Annotated in this window: 13 protein-coding genes; 6 read left to right on the plus strand and 7 right to left on the minus strand. The window is 65.2% G+C overall.

Features of this window, described 5'->3' with window-relative positions; all coding sequences use genetic code 11:
* Positions 1-52 precede the first annotated feature (52 nt).
* Both ilvN and AC239G_RS12775 read right to left on the minus strand, forming a co-directional pair.
* Positions 53-568, minus strand: a complete 516-nt coding sequence (gene ilvN, locus AC239G_RS12770) for an acetolactate synthase small subunit (RefSeq protein WP_139468869.1) — start codon at positions 566-568, stop codon at positions 53-55.
* The gene (locus tag AC239G_RS12775; RefSeq protein ID WP_139468870.1) at positions 565-2499 is read right to left on the minus strand and encodes an acetolactate synthase large subunit; all 1935 of its coding nucleotides are present in this window, start codon (positions 2497-2499) and stop codon (positions 565-567) included. Before AC239G_RS12775 ends, ilvN begins: the two co-directional genes overlap by 4 nt.
* A gap of 371 nt (positions 2500-2870) precedes the next feature.
* On the opposite strand from AC239G_RS12775, the gene AC239G_RS12780 reads away from it, so the two are divergent.
* The 3 genes from AC239G_RS12780 to AC239G_RS12790 all read left to right on the plus strand — a co-directional run bounded on the left by AC239G_RS12780 (position 2871) and on the right by AC239G_RS12790 (position 7148).
* Positions 2871-4661: an ABC transporter ATP-binding protein gene (locus tag AC239G_RS12780; RefSeq protein WP_487489005.1), complete on the plus strand. Its 1791-nt coding sequence runs from the start codon at positions 2871-2873 to the stop codon at positions 4659-4661.
* Positions 4658-6478, plus strand: coding sequence for an ABC transporter ATP-binding protein (locus AC239G_RS12785; protein WP_487489006.1), 1821 nt, complete (start codon positions 4658-4660; stop codon positions 6476-6478). The genes AC239G_RS12780 and AC239G_RS12785 overlap by 4 nt, the downstream gene beginning before the upstream one ends.
* A gap of 298 nt (positions 6479-6776) precedes the next feature.
* The gene (locus AC239G_RS12790) at positions 6777-7148 is read left to right on the plus strand and encodes a hypothetical protein (protein WP_487489007.1); all 372 of its coding nucleotides are present in this window, start codon (positions 6777-6779) and stop codon (positions 7146-7148) included.
* Here AC239G_RS12790 and AC239G_RS12795 read toward each other — a convergent pair.
* Complete coding sequence (locus AC239G_RS12795) at positions 7138-7752, minus strand: protein-L-isoaspartate O-methyltransferase family protein (protein ID WP_487489008.1); 615 nt, start codon at positions 7750-7752, stop codon at positions 7138-7140. The two genes, AC239G_RS12790 and AC239G_RS12795, sit on opposite strands and share 11 nt — an antisense overlap.
* A gap of 90 nt (positions 7753-7842) precedes the next feature.
* Here AC239G_RS12795 and AC239G_RS12800 point away from each other — a divergent pair, with 90 nt between their 5' ends.
* Positions 7843-8361, plus strand: a complete 519-nt coding sequence (locus tag AC239G_RS12800; protein ID WP_376906226.1) for an adenine phosphoribosyltransferase — start codon at positions 7843-7845, stop codon at positions 8359-8361.
* 25 nt (positions 8362-8386) lie between these two features.
* Here AC239G_RS12800 and AC239G_RS12805 read toward each other — a convergent pair whose 3' ends face one another.
* On the minus strand, positions 8387-8839 hold the full coding sequence (locus AC239G_RS12805; RefSeq protein ID WP_487489009.1) for a PTS sugar transporter subunit IIA: 453 nt from the start codon (positions 8837-8839) through the stop codon (positions 8387-8389).
* Positions 8840-8962: 123 nt separating this feature from the next.
* The gene (locus AC239G_RS12810) at positions 8963-9325 is read right to left on the minus strand and encodes a PTS sugar transporter subunit IIB (protein WP_376906228.1); all 363 of its coding nucleotides are present in this window, start codon (positions 9323-9325) and stop codon (positions 8963-8965) included.
* On the opposite strand from AC239G_RS12810, the gene AC239G_RS12815 reads away from it, so the two are divergent.
* Positions 9313-10683 carry a PTS transporter subunit EIIC gene (locus AC239G_RS12815; RefSeq protein WP_487489010.1) on the plus strand — a complete coding sequence of 457 codons (1371 nt, stop codon included), beginning with the start codon at positions 9313-9315 and terminating at the stop codon, positions 10681-10683. The two genes, AC239G_RS12810 and AC239G_RS12815, sit on opposite strands and share 13 nt — an antisense overlap.
* Before the next feature lie 132 nt (positions 10684-10815).
* Positions 10816-11637 (plus strand): aldo/keto reductase, encoded by an 822-nt coding sequence (locus tag AC239G_RS12820; protein ID WP_139468878.1) that lies wholly within the window; start codon positions 10816-10818, stop codon positions 11635-11637.
* 141 nt (positions 11638-11778) lie between these two features.
* On the opposite strand, the gene mdlC is transcribed toward AC239G_RS12820, so the two are convergent.
* Entirely contained in the window at positions 11779-13425 is a 1647-nt protein-coding gene (mdlC, locus tag AC239G_RS12825) for a benzoylformate decarboxylase (protein WP_487489011.1), read from the minus strand.
* 96 nt (positions 13426-13521) lie between these two features.
* Entirely contained in the window at positions 13522-14463 is a 942-nt protein-coding gene (locus tag AC239G_RS12830; protein WP_139468880.1) for a D-2-hydroxyacid dehydrogenase family protein, read from the minus strand.
* Between the last annotated feature and the right edge of the window lie 34 nt (positions 14464-14497).

Below are 14497 nucleotides of genomic sequence, written 5' to 3' on the forward strand. Positions count from 1 at the left end.
ACTGCTGTTCACGTATTGAGATGAGCGGGGTTCCACAAGTTGGAACGCGAAATCAGCCACGCAGTGCGCGGTCGGTGATCGACTTCGCCCCGCGGCCGATGGCCACGGTTCCCGACTGCACGATCTCCTTGATCCCGAAGGGTTCGAGGACCTCGCGCAGGGCTTCGACCTTGCCGAGCTCACCGGTGGCCTCGATGCTCACGGAGTCGGGTCCGACGTCGACGATCTTCGCGCGGAACATCTCCACCGCCGAGGCGACCTGGGGTCGTGTGGCCGCATTCGCCTTCACCTTGTAGATGATGTGCGCACGGCGCACCGAGGACTCAGGTTCGAGTTCGACGATCTTGATGACGTTGACGAGCTTGTTCAGCTGCTTCGTCACCTGTTCCAGCGGAACGTCGTTGACGTCGACGACGACGGTGATCCGGCTCAGCTCCTCATGTTCTGTCACACCGACGGCGAGGCTGTGGATATTGAAGCCGCGGCGGGCGATGAGCCCGGTGAACCGGGTGAGCACGCCGGGCTTGTTCTCGACCAGGACAGAGAGTGTGTGTCGGCTGCTGTTCATTCCAGGCCTCCTTCGATCTGAGCCACGGAACGCACCGTGCCGTCTTCGTTCGCTCCGGCCTCGGCGATGGCAGCCTCGGCCTCCTCTTCGCCCTCTCCGTCGAACTCGGGACGGATGCCGCGGGCGTACTCGATCTCATCGTTCGACACGCCTGCCGCGACCATCGGCCACACCATCGCATCCGGTGGGACCGTGAAGTCGAGGACGACCGGTCGGTCATTGATCGACAGCGCCTTCTCGATCGCGGCGTCGACATCCTCGTTGCGGTCCACGCGGATCGCCTCACAGCCGTAGGCTTCGGCCAGTTTGGCGAAGTCGGGGATGCGGATCGTCTCGTGCCCGGTGTTGAGGTCGGTGTTCGAGTAGCGGCCGTCGTAGAACAGGGTCTGCCACTGACGGACCATGCCCAGCGACGAGTTGTTGATGATCGCGACCTTGATCGGGATGTTGTTGAGCGCACAGGTGGCCAGCTCCTGATTCGTCATCTGGAAGCAGCCGTCACCGTCGATCGCCCACACCACGCGGTCGGGCTGGCTGACCTTCGCACCCATGGCCGCGGGCACGGAGTAGCCCATGGTGCCGAGCCCGCCGGAGTTCAGCCAGGACTTGGGGCGTTCGAATTCGATGAACTGAGCGGCCCACATCTGGTGCTGCCCCACGCCTGCGGCATAGACCGCCTCGGGGCCGGTGAGCGCAGAGATCCGGGAGATGACGTACTGCGGATCGCACAGTTCGCCGTGCGTCTCATAGCCGAGCGGGTAGGTCTGCTTGAGACGGTTGAGGAAGCGCCACCACGGTTCGCGCTGGCGCTCCAGAGCCTTGGGGAACTTGCTGCGCATCTCTGCGAGCATCTCGGCGAGCACTTCGCGGGCATCGCCGACGATGGCGACATCGACCTCTCGGTTCTTGCCGATCTCGGCCGGGTCGATATCGGCGTGGATGACCTGGGCGTTCGGCGCGAACGAGTCCAGCTTGCCGGTCACGCGGTCGTCGAAGCGGGCACCGATGGCGATGAGCAGGTCGGCCTTCTGGAAGGCGGTGACGGCAGGCACGCTGCCGTGCATTCCGGGCATGCCCAAGTGCAGCTGATGCGAGTCGGGGAAGGCTCCGCGCGCCATGAGCGTGGTCACCACGGGGATGTTCGTGGCCTCTGCCAGGCGCAGCAGCTCCTTCTCGGCCTCCGAGCGGATGACTCCACCGCCGATGTAGAACACCGGGCGCTGAGCCTCGGACATCAGGCGTGCGGCCTCGCGGATCTGCTTGGCGTGCGGCTTGAGGATCGGGCGGTAGCCGGGCAGCACCGGCTCTTCCGGCCAGACGAACGGGGCCGTGCCGGTCTGCGCATCCTTGGTGATGTCGACGAGCACGGGGCCGGGACGGCCGGTGGTCGCGATGTGGTGGGCGTTGACGAGCGCCGCCGGAATGTCCTCGGCACGGGTGACGAGGAAGCTGTGCTTGGTCACCGGCATCGTCATGCCGACGATATCGGCTTCCTGGAAGGCGTCGGTGCCGAGCAACGATGAGGCCTGCTGACCGGTGATCGCGAGCATCGGCACGGAGTCCATGTGCGCATCGGCCAGGGCCGTGATGAGGTTCGTCGCGCCCGGACCCGAGGTGGCGATGCACACGCCGAGCTTGCCCGATGCGGCCGCATAGCCTTCGGCCGCGTGGCCGGCGCCCTGCTCGTGACGGACGAGGATGTGACGGATCTTGTCCGTCTCGAACAGCGGGTCGTAGGTGGGAAGGATGGTGCCGCCGGGAAGCCCGAATACCGTGTCGACCTCGAGCTTCTCGAGGCTGCGGACGATCGCCTGTGCGCCGGTGAGGACCTCCGGCCCGGTGTTGCGGCGAATGCTGGACGGTGTGGCTGTGACCGGTGCGGACGCGGGTTGAGTGCCCGTGTCTTTCGCGGTCGAGGGCTTGGCTGCCATCGATTCCTATCCTTCCTGGGTTTCCTTCTCATCTCCGCATTAAAAAAGCCCCTCCGGATTCGGTAGGGGCGCGCGGAACGTGTCGTCTCGACAGGCTACGGAAGATCCGCGCGCTGGGTAATAACGACGACAAGAAGGTGAGTCATGCCTCAATAGTTCCCCGCAGCACTCGAGGGTGTCAAACCTCGCAAACGTTCGTCCCGACATTCGAGACCGACGATGATTGCCAGGCGAGACTCGCCGAGGCGGCACAGCGTCCCCATTCCCCACCGCCGTTCCGCTCGACCTCAATTTTCAGCGCACAGAGAAACGGGAAGCCTGTTTGCCGGATTCGTGGAATAGATCACAGTCTGCGACTAGGCTGGATTCTCGTGCGCCCCCTCCTCCGTTTCTGGCCTGACCTCCGCTCCCGCATCGGCGTGTACGTCCTCGTGCTCGTCCTCACTCTCCTGGCCAACGGAATCCAGCTCATCGTCCCCGTGATCACCGGCTACATCGTCGACGGACCCATCGCCCACCGCGATCTGTCGGGCCTGTGGCTGCCGGTCCTCGGGGTCCTGTTCATCGGCATCGCCGAGGCTGTCGGGATGTGGGCACGGCGCATGGTCGTCGCTCCCGTCGTCTCCCATTGGGAGGTGACGTGGCGTTCGCGCCTGTTCGATCGTCTGCAGTACACCTCGGTGGCGATCCACGACTCCTGGGAGTCCGGCCAGCTCCTCTCGCGCGCGGTGAATGATCTGTCTCAGCTGCGTCGCTTCTTCGCGTTCGGGCTCCCGTTCCTCCTCTCCACACCGATCGTGCTCGCCGTCGGCACGGTGATGCTCGTGATCATGCAGCCCGTCTTCGGTCTGATCATGATCATCATGGCAGTGCCGGCGATCATCGCGGTCGCCGTCTTCGAGAAGCACTATCGGGAGACCTCCCGTCGGTCGCAGGACACTATGGGCGAACTGACCACCGACGTCGAGGAGTCCATCCAGGGCATCCGCATCCTCAAGTCGTTCGGACGCTCCCCCTGGGCCGCCGAGCGCTTCTCCGAGATCTCCACCCGGCTGAAATCCTTGGAGATCCGCAAAGCGAAGCTCGACTCCTGGCTGTGGAGCGTGCTCCTGCTGCTGCCGACCCTGGCTCAGGCCGCGATCGTCGCCGTCGGCACGTGGGGTGTCATCGAGGGCTGGACGACGATCGGCACGGTCGTGGCGGCCGTGACGATCTCGATGGTGCTGCGGATGCCCATCGAGATGCTCGGCTTCCTGCTCGCCGATGCGCTCATGGCGCTGACCGCCGCAGGACGGTACTGGGAGGTCATCGACATCCGCCATGACATCACCGATACCGACGGCGGTGTCGACGATGCTCCCGAAGTCGGCCACTACCGCGGGAAGCTGCGCTTCGACGACGTCGATTTCCATTTCTCTGATACCGAGCGACTGACCCTGCGCGGTCTCGATCTCACCATCGAGCCCGGTCAGACTCTCGCTCTCGTCGGGGCAACCGGCTCGGGGAAGACGACTCTGGCGTCTCTGGTGCCCAGGCTTCAGGACGTCTCCGCCGGCACGGTGAGCATCGACGACGTCGATATCCGAGACATGCCGGTGAACGAGCTGCGTCACCTCGTGTCCGTATCCTTCGAGGACCCGATCCTGTTCTCGACTTCCGTGGCCGAGAACGTCGAGATGGGTTCCCCGGGCGCGGGCGAGGAAGAGATCTGGGAGGCCCTCGAGATCGCGGCGGCGAAGGATTTCGTCTCCCGACTGCCCGATGGTCTGGAAACGCAGGTCGGCGAACAGGGACTGTCGCTTTCCGGCGGTCAGCGTCAGCGCCTCGCTCTGGCTCGTGCGGTCATCGGGCGTCCGCGCATCCTCGTTCTCGACGACCCGCTCTCGGCCGTCGACGTCGACACCGAGGATCGGGTGCAGCGGGCCCTGCGGGAGATCCTGCCGGATTCGACGACTCTCATCATCGCCCACCGCCCATCCACAGCGGCATTGGCCGATGTGGTGGCGGTGCTCGACGAGGGCCGGATCGCAGCGCTCGGCACCCACGAACAGCTGCTCGAGTCCTCGAAGCTCTACCGCGAACTCATGGGGGCGAGCGCGAAAGCCGATGCACACACGTATCCGGGTGCGGCCGCCTCGGCGAAGGAAGGAGGGACACCATGAGCATGCCACGTCTCGACAGCGACGACGAGATCGAGTCGCTGCCGCCGGACATTGCGAAGAAAGCCCGCACCCTGCTGATGTCGTTGGTCAGGCCGCACCTGGCGATGGCCGTCTTCCTCGCCGTCATCGTCGTGCTCACGGCTGCGCTGATGGTCATCGGGCCGGTGTTCATCGCTGATGCCCTCGATCGAGGTGTGCCCGCAGCCATCGACGGCGATATGGATCCCCTGATCCGGGCGGTCACGCTCTTCGTGGTCTCCGCAATCGCCTCGGCGATCTTGGCGTTCACGTCGACCAGGCTCGTCGGGATCACCGCTCAGCGGATCCTCTTCACCCTGCGCGAGAGGGTCTTCACCCATGTGCAGCGTCTTGACCTGGGCTATCACGAGAAGTCGACCTCGGGTCGGCTCGTGTCCCGGCAGACCTCGGACATGGAATCGGTGCAGCAGTTCCTGTCGTATTCGCTCTTCGACACGGCGCTGGCGGTGCTGCAGATGCTCTTCATCGCCGTCACCCTCGTCGTTCTCGATGTGCCGCTGGCGATCGTCGTCTTCGCTGGATTCGTGCCGCTGTTCTTCATCACGAAGGCGGCGCATTCGACTCAGCGCAGCGCCTACCGGCGCACGCGGACATCGATCGCGAAGGTCATCGTCCACTTCGTCGAGACGATGGGCGGCATCCGCGCCGTGCAGGCGTACCGGCGTCAGCCCGAGCGGCGCGGGACCTTGAGCGATCAGGATGCCCGGTATCGGGATGCGAACACGGATGCCCTGCGCGGGGTGGCCTGGTTCGCCGGGTGGACGCGGCTGATCGGCAACGTCACGCAGACGGTGATCATCGTCATCGGTGCGTGGCTCGTTATCGAGGGGTGGACGCAGATCGGCGTGCTCGCCGCCTTCATCCTATACCTGCGTCGTTTCTACGGTCCTCTCGATGAACTCGTTCAGGCGTTCAATCTCTACCAGTCCGCCTCGGCGGCGCTGGAGAAGATCGCGGCGGTGCTCGACACCGACCCCGAGGTGGTCGAACCGACCCAGCCGCAGGCTCTGCCTGCGCACGCAACCAGTGACGCGGCTGCCAGCGGTCGTGCCCTCGATCTCGACGACGTCCGCTTCGCCTACTCCGACGGCCCCGACGTCCTCCCCAGCTTCGATCTCCACATCCCGGCGGGACAGATCGTCGCGCTCGTCGGCGCCACCGGCGCGGGCAAGTCGACCCTGGTCAAGCTCGTCACCCGCTTCTACGATCCAAGCGTTGGACGGATCACCCTCGACGAGGTGGATCTGCGTGACCTCGACGATGCACAGCTGCGATCGTCGGTTGTCATGGTGACGCAGGAGTCGTTCCTCTTCGCCGGCACCATTGCCGACAACATCCGCATCGGCAATCCGGGCGCCAGCGATGACGATGTCGTGGCGGCTGCGACCGCGGTCGGCTTGGATGCGTACATCCGCCGGCTGCCCGAGGGCTATGCCACGGATGTGAAGAAGCGCGGCGGCCGGTTGAGTTCTGGCCAGCGTCAGCTCGTGTCCTTCGCCAGGGTGTTCCTCGCCGATCCGGATGTCGTCGTCCTCGACGAGGCGACTGCGCACCTCGACATCCCGTCCGAGCGGCTGGTGCAGAACGCTCTGGCCACGGTGCTCGAGGGCCGGACAGCGATCATCATCGCCCACCGCCTGTCCACTGTCGAGATCGCCGACCGCGTGCTGGTCATGGAATCCGGTCGGATCATCGAGGACGGCACACCCGACGAACTCATCTCCGGCACCGGGAAGTTCGCACAGCTGCACCAGGCCTGGCGCGACTCCCTCGTGTGAGGTCCTCCCGTCCTCCTGCCGCTCGTCATCACCAGCGTGGTCGACTCAGCAGTTCCAGCAAAGTATGTTGCTGTGTAAAAGACGAGTCGAATCGACGAGGAGGGCAACCTTTGCCACTGGATCGGATAAGGAAGCTGCGGCCGAGCACCCGACCGACGCCGAGTCCTCAGCAGAAACTGAGGTCAACGCGACCGGCACAACCAACGACACTGACGACGCCGCCGACGAACGACGGATCATCGGAGACGCCGTCGCCCTCGGATTCCTAGTCGGCCTGGCGATGGCCGCGGTGGTGGGGATGCTGCTGATCGCTTCTGGACTGTGGTTTGCGGGGCTTCTCCTCATCTTTGTGACCAATCTCGATCTGCCGCGCGCAGCAGCCCAACGCCACCTGCGCATACACCGAGCCGAACTGGAGATTCCGTCGCTGAAAGAATTCGAAGCCACGACGCTGTCGGGCATGCTGAGTGGGGCTGGTCTCATCATTGCAGTTTGCGCATTGGCCATCACCCAAGCACTTCTCGGCCACCCGATTCTCAACTGGTCGTGGAGAGCGTTCACCGACGGAGTGGACCTATTCATATTGGTGCCACTCGTCGGTTTTGCGCTCTTCATCATCAATTGGTTCATCCGCTGGCGGAAGCGAAGCAGTGGTGAGGTCACCCGATGATCAGCGGCACGAACCGATACCGGCCGTGACGAGTGATCGTCAGCTCGTCGGAACCACGACCGTCTCGGACGACTCGGAGCATCTCTCGCGCAACGGGAATGACCATCGTGGCACCGAGGGCCAGCTGATCGACGAGCTGGTCGGGCAGTGATTCTGCCCCGGCGGAGACGAGGATCCGGTCGAACGGCGCCTCAGCAGGGAGACCGAGGGCACCCGGAATGGCTTCGTGGATGGTCACCTCGGCGAGGGTCTCTTGGTCTGCGGGATCGGCGGTGACGGCTTCGATGGCCGCCCGCGAGGATTCGACGAGCCCGGGATGGCGTTCGACCCCGAGCACCCGCCCGGCCGGACCGACGAGGACGGCGAGCAGCATCGAGGTCCACCCGGACCCCGATCCGAGGTCGAGGACAGAGTCACCCGGCTGCGGATCAAGCAGCCGGAGCATGTCCGCGACGGTGCTCGGCTGCGAATTCGTCTGCCCCAGCCCGATCGGCAACGGAACGTTGTCGGAGGCATTCTGTCGTTCTGCCACCGGCAGGAACGGTTCGCGTGGAACCCGGGCGAACGCCTCGGCGATTCGATCGCGCGTCGCATCCGATGTCACTGCTCCTCCGATCCACGACGGTCTTCTGTACCCTCCCATTGTGCCGATCCGCGCTGAGGGCACAATGGCGTCACCGAGTATCGTTGTGCCGTGACTCAATCTGATCTCGGCCGCGCCCAGAGCCTCATCACCTCAATTCCTGACTATCCCGAACCGGGAGTTGTCTTCCGCGACATCTCCCCGCTGCTCGCCGATGGTCCGGCAATGCGGAGCGTCACCGAGGCGCTCATCGAACCTTTCGCAGGTCAGTTCGATATCGTCGGCGGGCTCGAGGCCCGTGGCTTCCTCTTCGCGGGTGCCATCTCCGCGATGACGGGAGTCGGAATCCTGCCGATCCGCAAGGCCGGAAAGCTCCCCCGCCCAGCGGCTGCTGTGTCGTACACGCTCGAATACGGCACTGCCACGATCGAAGGTCCCGATGTTCTGAAGGAGGGCGAGCGCGTGCTGCTCATCGATGACATCCTCGCCACCGGCGGAACGCTCACAGCGGCCCAGTCCCTGGTCGCCGATCTCGGCGCCGAGGTCATCGGCTCAGCCGTCGTCCTTGAGCTCACCGCGCTCGGCGGACGCGAGCATACGGGCGAGGTTCATACCCTCTTCGCGGAGTGAGACGCCTCAGCTGACTCGGACGTCCTCAGCCGATTCGGATGAGGACGTCGCCGGCCGCGATCGGCCCCGCCTCGGCGAGAGACAGGTCTTCGGCGTCGGCTTCGAGAACGACGACCGGAACGACCACGGACTTCGCCGCTTCACGGGCGGCGGCCAAGTCCCAGACGACGATCTCTTCGCCGGCCTCGACCTGCTGCCCGGCCTCGGCACGGAGCGTGAAACCCCCTCCCTTCAGGTGAACGGTGTCGATGCCCAGGTGGACGAGCACACCCTGATCGGGTCGGTGGGAGATGACGAAGGCGTGGGGTTTGAGGCTCGTCAGCTTTCCCGCGACAGGAGCCGTGACCGTCAGGGTCGCGGCCTCGCCGGGGTCGATGGCCGCTCCGGGGCCGACGAGCGCTTTTGCGAAGACGGGGTCGGGAACCTCCGTCAATGGGATCACCGTGCCGGTGATGGGTGCAGCGATCGTGACTGCCATAGCCAGCAGGCCGCCTTTCTCCAAAATCAGTTGTACTTCGCCTAGACTGACCTCAGACTACAGACAAGGATCACTGTCGACCAGCAGATGCTCATCGGCGAGCAGAGGAGACGAAGACGTGACTCAGCCCATGAGGTCTTCGATGTCATCGACGAGGTTGTCGGCCTCCGGACCGACGACGACCTGGACCGCGCTCCCCTGCACCACCACGCCGAAGGCACCGGCTGCCGTGAGCGCCTGTTCGTTGACGAGAGAGTCATCGTCGACCTCGACGCGCAGGCGAGTGATGCACGCTTCGATGTCGTCGATATTGTCGGCACCGCCCAGTCCGGCGAGGATCTGCGCTGCTTTGTCCATGTCTGTCACCTTCATCTCCGGCGTCCATGCGCCGGCGTCGATTTCACGTTCTGCGATCTGCGTCACAAGTCTACGGCGACTCGTGACCGACTGCCCCATTTCCGAGGAGGAACCCGATGACCACCGCATCCGCTGAGGCACCGAAGAAGCGCAGGAGGGCGATACCAGGGTTCGCCCAGCTCCAACGCGTCGGGCGCTCCCTCATGCTCCCGATCGCCGTGCTTCCGGCCGCGGCCCTTCTCATGCGCTTCGGCCAGCCGGACATGCTCGGCGCCGACGGACTCGGCCAGTTCGCGGACTGGTTGCTGCCGGTGGCGACGGTCTTCGCGGCCGCCGGTTCGGCTCTGTTCGACAACCTGCCGCTGATCTTCGCCGTCGGTGTGGCCATCGGCTTCGCGAAGAAGGCCGACGGCTCCACGGCACTGGCCGCCGTCGTCGGCTATATGGTCCTCACCGGAGTCTTCACCGCCATGGCTCCGGGCTTCGGCTCGGACAACGGTGAGGGCGAGAACGTCATCAACTTCGGAGTGCTCGGCGGAATCGTCGTCGGCATCATCACCGCCCTGCTCTATCAGCGCTATCACCGGATCAAGCTGCCGACCTACCTCGGCTTCTTCGGCGGTCGCCGTTTCGTCCCGATCGTCACTGCGGTCGCGTCGATGGTCATCGCCGTGATCATGGCGCTCATCTACCCTGTCTTCGACGCCCTCATCAACAAGGGCGTGGGCGGCTTCCTCATGGAGCACGGAGCCAACCCGGGCACAGGCTTCGTCTTCGGCACGATCAACCGTCTCCTCATCCCCTTCGGACTGCACCATCTGCTGAACAACCTGCCCTGGTTCCAACTGGGTTCGTGCACCACCTCCTCGGGGGACACCGCACACGGCGACATCACCTGCTTCTTCTCCGGTGTGGACGGCACGGCCGACTGGACGGGGTCATTCATGACCGGCTTCTTCCCGATCATGATGTTCGCGCTGCCGGCCGCGGCCCTGGCGATCTATCGCACCGCCCATCCCAAGCGCCGCAAGGTCGTCGGCGGCATCATGCTCTCGGTGGCGCTGACCGCCTTCATCACCGGAATCACGGAGCCGCTCGAATACGCCTTCGCCTATGTCGCATTCCCGCTCTACGCGGTCCACGCCGTACTCACCGGCACATCTCTGGCATTGGTGAATGCGCTCGGCATCAAATCCGGGTTCGGCTTCTCGGCCGGTGCGCTGGACTATCTGCTCAACCTCGGACGAGCGTCGGAACTGTCCGGCGGCATCGGACCGGTCCTGCTTCTGCTGGTCATCGGCCTGGCCTATGCCGTCATCTACTACTTCCTGTTCCGGTGGGCGATCATCAAGTTCAATCTGCACACCCCGGGCCGCGAGGACGAGACCGACACCGGCACCGGTGCTCCTTCGGTCTTCGACGAAGCCCAGATCGCCGCCGAAGAGTCCACGGGCAAGAAGCGCGCACAGGACGAGGGCAGAAGCTGACCGTCCATGGAATGCTCCGGGGCCCGGTGACGTTATACGCTCGGTTCGGTGCCCTCACCGGGTGCCGAACCGGCGGACCCGATCAGCCTCGGATCCGTCCTAACCAGTGCATACGTGACGAAAGGCGGCACCATGACGGTTCCCACACTCACTCTCAACGACGGTAAGACGATCCCCCAGCTGGGATTCGGCGTCTTCAAGGTCGACCCCGACGAGACCGAACGCATCGTCACCGACGCCCTCGAAGTCGGCTACCGCCACATCGACACCGCTGCCGTCTACGGCAATGAGGAAGGCGTAGGCCGGGCCATCGCGAAGTCCGGGATCTCCCGCGACGAACTCTTCGTGACGACCAAGCTGTGGAATGACCGCCACGGTGCGGAGGAATCCAAGCGGGCCCTCGGAGAATCCCTGGAGAAGCTCGGCCTCGACCATGTCGACCTCTACCTCATCCATTGGCCGACCCCGGCGAACAAGAACTCCGTCGAGACCTGGGAGGCCTTCCCCGGCTACCGCGACCAGGGCCTGACCACCTCGATCGGCGTCTCGAACTTCGACCACCGCTTCCTGCCGGAGATCCTCGACACGGGCATCATCCCGGCCGTCGACCAGATCGAGGTCCACCCGCAGTTCCAGCAGGTCGAGACCCGTCCGCTGCTCGCCGAGCACGACATCAAGATCGAAGCCTGGGGTCCGCTGGGCCAGGGCAAGGTCGACTACGCGAACACCGTCATCGGTGAGATCGCCGCCGCCCATGAGAAGTCCTGGGCTCAGGCGATCATCCGCTGGCACCTGCAGAAGGGTCACGTCGTCTTCCCGAAGTCGAACAACCGCGACCGCATGGAGCAGAACTTCGACGTCTTCGACTTCGAACTCACCGACGCCGAGGTGGCAGCCATCGACGCGCTCGAAAACGGCGGCCGCGTCTCGGCCGATCCCGCCGAGGTGAACTGACCCGTTCAGGTTCGACCAAAACCTCGCCGAGGCGGCCCACCCCGACCAACGATCGTGACCGACGTGGCCGGTTGGGCAGTCAGGTCGACCAATGACGAAGCCGCCGGAGAGTTCCGACTCTCCGGCGGCTTCGTCGTTCTGTCACGCCACCGTCCGCCCGTCGACGCCGAGGACGACGGCGTCGATGAGCACCGGTCCGTCGGCCTGCAGCGCTTCACGGTAGGCCGCGTCGAACTCCTCGCGAGTCGTGGTCCGGCTGGCCGGGACACCGTAGCCCTGCGCCAACGACACGAAGTCGATCGTGCCCAGGGTCAGCCCCGGTGTGTCAGGGACGCCCATCCGTTCGGCGAATCCGGAGAGCGCACCGTAGCCGGAGTTGTTGACGATGATGAAGATCGTCTTCGTGCCCAACTGGGCGGCCGTGTACAGAGCTGTGAGCCCGTAGTTCGCCGACCCGTCACCGACGGTGGCGACGATGGTCTTCTCCGGGTCGCCGATCGCCAAACCCAGCGCGACCGGCAGCCCGAAGCCGAGCCCTCCCGAGGCCGGGAAGTGGTACATGCCCGGCCTGTCGATGACGATCCGCTCGAGGTAGTCGAGGTCGAGGGTGGTCGTCTCATTGACGTACACGACGCTGTCGTCGACATGATCGTTGAGCACGGCGAGCACCTCGGTGCCGGTCATTCCCTGCTCTGACCGCGGCGGGGAGGTGACGATTCGAGACCCACGGTCGCCTCGGCGAGTTCCTCGATCCGTCGTCGCTGCAGCGAGGTCGGCGAGCGCGGTCGCGACGTCCGCGACGACGGCGCGGCCGAACGGTGCCCGTGTCGCCTCACGCGGGTCCTGGGTGATCTGGATGACCTCGGTGCCCGGCGCCAGATAGTTCGCCGGCTCCCAGCGGTGGTACCGGAACGTGGCGGCTCCCATAACGAGCACGACGTCGTGGCCGGACAATCGGTCGCGCACCGATCGGATGCCCGGAACCAGGACGCCTTCGAAGTTCGGATGGGTGGTCGGGAACGGGCACCGCGTTGGTGAGGGTGCGACGTAGACGGAGGCGTTCAGGCGTTCGGCCAGCACCATTGCGTCCTCATAGACCGTCGGATCAGCCACTGCGGCGGCATCGACCTGCGGGCCGAGGACGAGGGCAGGGTTCTGTGCCCCGTCGAGGACGTCCGTGAGTTCGCGGCGCAGCGACTCCGGCATGGTTCCTGCCGTCGTCACCGAACGCTTCGCCAACAGTGCGTCGTCGGGTAGTGCCGGTTCGTCCCAGTCATCGAGCGGAACGGACACATAGACGGGACCACTCGGCTGGGTGGTTGCCTCGAGTGCCGCCTGCGACAGCGTGCGCGGCACGTCGGTGGCCGACAGCGGCTCGTGCGAGTACTTCACCAGCGGGGCGGGCAGCATCGAGGCATCGACGCTGGCGAGCATCGTCTCCTGACCGACGGTGCGGCGCACCTGCTGACCTGCGAGGACGACCAGCGGAACGTGGCCGTAGTGGGCGTTCGTCAACGCCCCCATGCCGTTGCCCGACCCCGAGGCGGCGTGCAGATTCACCAACGCCGGCCCTCCCGTGGCCCGTGCGAAGCCTTCGGCCATACCGACGACGACTTGCTCGTGCAGACCGAGGACGAACCGGAAGTCGTCGCACAGTCCTGCGAGGAACGGCAGTTCGTTCGATCCCGGATTTCCGAAGATCGTCGTCATCCCGTGGGCACGGAAGACCTCCAGACTCGCGTCGAGGACTGTCTTCTCTCCGTCGTCTCTGTCGGATTGGTCGACCATTGTGCCTCTGCTTTCGTTCATAGTTCTCGCACGGAGGAGCCGAGTTGTGTGGCGCCTCTCCCACCTCACCATATCCGTTGGCGTATTCGAGTCGGCTCAGCCCAGCACGCGGATCGGCTCTCCTGTGACCCAGGCTGCGATGTCCTCGACTGCCTGAGTGAAGAAGATCCGATAGGTGTCTTCGGTGACGTATCCCAGGTGCGGGGTGAGCACAGTGCGCGGTGTGCTGCGGAGGCGATGGTCCACCGGCAACGGCTCTTCCTCGTGGACGTCGAGTCCGGCCCCACGGATCCCACCTGCTTCCAGCACGGTGATGAGCGCGTCGGTGTCGACGAGTCCGGCGCGCGAGGTGTTGACGAGGATGCTGTCGGGCTTCATCGTCTCAAGTTCGGCGGCTCCCACGAGTCCTCGGCTGCGGTCGCTGAGTTTGTAGTGGATCGTCACCACGTCCGCGGTGGAGAACAGTTCGTCCTTGCTCACCGCGCGCACGCCCAGGGCGTCCGCCCGTTCCGCGTCGAGGTTCTGGCTCCACGCCACGACATCCATTCCGAAGGCCGCACCGACCCGCGCGACCTTCGTTCCCAGACGTCCCAGACCGACCACGCCGAGGCGGTGCCCATCGAGGTCTCCCCCGACGGTCGACTGCCAGCCGCCGCCTCGGACAGCGGCGTCCTCGGCCGGGATGCTGCGCAGAACGGAAAGGATGAGTCCCCAGGTCAGCTCCGGTGTCGCCGAGGTGGTCGACTCGGTTCCGCAGACCACGATCCCCTGCGCACGCGCCGCCTCCACGTCGATGGAGGCGTTGACCCGTCCCGTGGTCACGAGCAGACGGAGGTCCGGCAGCCGTTCCAGCCGGCCGGCGGTGAAGGCGGTTCTCTCTCGCATCGCCACAGCCACCTCGGCGCCGGAGAGGACTTGCACGAGGTCTTCGTCGTCGACGATGGGACGATCGATGAACTCGACCTCGGCGTCGAGACCGCTCCAGTCCGCGAACGTGCCTGCCACCTGCTGATAGTCATCGAGAACGACGATGCGCATTGTGTTCCTCTCCTGAAGTCGTGTGACCTACATC

This window comes from Brevibacterium sp. Lmc1 (genome assembly GCF_057654315.1).

Excerpts from the sequence above, each read along its gene's own strand:
- AC239G_RS12830 (WP_139468880.1), bottom strand. The coding sequence starts at position 14,463 with ATGCGCATCGTCGTTCTCGATGACTATCAGCAGGTGGCAGGCACGTTC.
- AC239G_RS12785 (WP_487489006.1), top strand. The coding sequence starts at position 4,658 with ATGAGCATGCCACGTCTCGACAGCGACGACGAGATCGAGTCGCTGCCG.
- AC239G_RS12790 (WP_487489007.1), top strand. The coding sequence starts at position 6,777 with ATGCTGCTGATCGCTTCTGGACTGTGGTTTGCGGGGCTTCTCCTCATC.
- AC239G_RS12815 (WP_487489010.1), top strand. The coding sequence starts at position 9,313 with ATGACCACCGCATCCGCTGAGGCACCGAAGAAGCGCAGGAGGGCGATA.
- ilvN (WP_139468869.1), bottom strand. The coding sequence starts at position 568 with ATGAACAGCAGCCGACACACACTCTCTGTCCTGGTCGAGAACAAGCCC.
- AC239G_RS12820 (WP_139468878.1), top strand. The coding sequence starts at position 10,816 with ATGACGGTTCCCACACTCACTCTCAACGACGGTAAGACGATCCCCCAG.
- mdlC (WP_487489011.1), bottom strand. The coding sequence starts at position 13,425 with ATGGTCGACCAATCCGACAGAGACGACGGAGAGAAGACAGTCCTCGAC.
- AC239G_RS12810 (WP_376906228.1), bottom strand. The coding sequence starts at position 9,325 with ATGCGGTGGTCATCGGGTTCCTCCTCGGAAATGGGGCAGTCGGTCACG.
- AC239G_RS12775 (WP_139468870.1), bottom strand. The coding sequence starts at position 2,499 with ATGGCAGCCAAGCCCTCGACCGCGAAAGACACGGGCACTCAACCCGCG.
- AC239G_RS12805 (WP_487489009.1), bottom strand. The coding sequence starts at position 8,839 with ATGGCAGTCACGATCGCTGCACCCATCACCGGCACGGTGATCCCATTG.